A 1,771-nucleotide genomic window follows, 5' to 3' on the forward strand; every position below is an offset into this window, starting at 1 on the left:
CACTGCAGCTCTAAAATAGATTTTATCTGGCTTTTTAGCCCCTCATCATAAATCGGGCAGGCTACCTCTACGCGTCGATCGAGATTACGCGTCATTAAATCTGCCGATGAAATATACAGTTTTTCTTTTCCTTGCTGCTTAAACCAATACACACGAGGGTGCTCCAAGTATCGATCTACGATACTAATTACTTCGATATTTTCGCTAATACCCTCAATGCCAGCCCGTAACATGCACATTCCCCGAACAATTGCTCGCACTCTCACTCCCGCTCGTGAAGCGCGATAAAGACGCTTAATAATGCTTTCATCCACTAAATTATTTAGCTTTAGAAAAATCTCTGCTGCCTTACCCTGTTGAGCATTCGCTATCTCTTGATCAATGAACGCATCGAGAACCTCACGCATATTATTTGGCGATACTAAAAGGTGTTTAAACTTAAACTTCTGATATGGCGCCTCTAAATACTTAAATACCTGCTCTACATCATTGCAAATGCTGTAATCTGCAGTGAAAAAGCTGAAATCAGTATATATTTGTGCCGTTTTCTCGTTAAAATTACCCGTACCAATGTGAGCATAACGTTTATTCTCATGTTGCTCTTTACGGTGTATCAAAAGCAGTTTCGAATGCACTTTTAAGCCTTGAATACCAAAAATTACTTTTACACCCTCTTGCGTAAGGTGCTTTGCCCAATCAATGTTCGCCTCTTCATCAAACTTCGCCTGCAGCTCCACCAGTACCGTCACTTTCTTACCGTTGTTTACCGCCTCTACCAGCGAATGCATAATTCGAGAGTGTGGCGCTACTCGATAGATACAAATTTTGATACTTTGCACCATCGGGTCAAATGCCGCTTGGCGCACTAATTCAGTTAAGTGCGCAAACTTGTGGTAGGGATAATAGAGAAGAATATCTTGCGTATTGATAGCATCAAACACACTATCGACATGGCTAAATAAAGGGTGTTCCAGCGCAGGCATTACCGGGTTTAGCAATGATTTGTGCCCCCAGTTTTTAAATGTTACGAAATCTCGAGTATTTCGATATCGGCCACCTGCCACCAATGAATCATTGTCACTCAGCTTAAGTTTGCCACACAAAAACGATAACATTTCCGCTGGCATCGCCATATCGTAAACCAATCTTACCGGCTCGGCCGCAAAGCGTTGCCGAATTCCCTCTTCCATGCGCTCTAACACACTTTGATCGATATCATCTGGAAGCCGATAATCAGCATCGCGGGTAAGCTTAAATGAAAAGGCATGTAATGTTTCGAACGGCACAATGCCACGAAAAAGCTCGTTAATGCATAAGCAAATTACGTTATCGAGCAAAATTACGCGCTTCACACGTTTAACGTTTTTAAACGGTAATTTTATGAATCGTGGTAGTTCATCAGTAGGTACTTCGAGCGCCGCATATTGCACCATGTCACCATGCTTAATTTCCACGCATAGGTAAGTTGCTTCTTCATTAATGGCTTTAATTAAATCACTACTAGCGCCAATTAATAATGGCACAATGTAGCGTTTTATTTTCTCGTGAAAGTACTTTTTCAGCCATTCTTGTTCTTCGGGCGTGGTGTGCTGCTCATCAATAATGCGAATATTTTTATGCAATAACGCCTTTAAAACATCACGATAAATTTCATCGAACTGCGTTTGTAAGCGCAGCACTTTGGCCTGCACCTCCACCATCAATTCTTCAGATTCTGCATGCTCAGTAGATGTTTGCGCATAAAAAATTCGCCGCCGTAAATCTGCCACAC

At 41.9% G+C, this 1,771-nt stretch carries 1 protein-coding gene; it reads right to left on the reverse strand.

Features of this window, described 5'->3' with window-relative positions:
• Positions 1-1,771 (reverse strand): polyphosphate kinase 1 (gene ppk1 / locus ACNA7P_RS11155; RefSeq protein ID WP_416258698.1); only part of this gene is annotated, 1,771 nt, incomplete at both ends.

Origin of the sequence: Aliidiomarina sp. (assembly GCF_047920995.1) — a bacterium.
GTDB lineage: Bacteria > Pseudomonadota > Gammaproteobacteria > Enterobacterales > Alteromonadaceae > Aliidiomarina.